Source organism: Agrilactobacillus composti DSM 18527 = JCM 14202, assembly GCF_001436375.1.
GTDB lineage: Bacteria > Bacillota > Bacilli > Lactobacillales > Lactobacillaceae > Agrilactobacillus > Agrilactobacillus composti.
Window position 1 is genome coordinate 1 of the sequence record NZ_AZGA01000055.1, and the last position, 379, is coordinate 379.

Below are 379 nucleotides of genomic sequence, written 5' to 3' on the forward strand. Positions count from 1 at the left end.
AAGTACCCACAAGACTACTGCCCTATGCGCTTTCCACAAGTATTGACCTGGAACCAAATTCACAGTGGTTGTGTACCAATGTTTACTTAGGTGGCGGTGTTTGGTATCAGGTAGGGACCAATGTTTGGCTGCAGGCTACATCTGATTCACTGGACTAATAAAAGCCTCAGTTACAGCTATACGAGGAGCGAATTTTAATGAAAAAGTTAGTATGGTTATTGGGTTTAGGTACCTTACTCGTGAGTTTAAGCTTTATCTTGCAGCAACCTCAAAATGTTAAAGCAGAAACAATGGTGGCCATTCCTGTGGAAGACAGCAGTTTTGTCACTGCTGGTAAGGGCGTAACGCCGACTAAGGCGACTCAACTCCAACCCACTGG

The 379-nt window shown here is 44.6% G+C and carries 1 protein-coding gene; it reads left to right on the forward strand.

Going from position 1 to position 379, the window contains the following annotated elements; translation table 11 throughout:
* Nucleotides 1–197: 197 nt before the first annotated feature.
* On the forward strand, nucleotides 198–379 hold a 182-nt coding region (locus tag FC83_RS08820; protein WP_156405582.1), incomplete at its 3' end, for a hypothetical protein.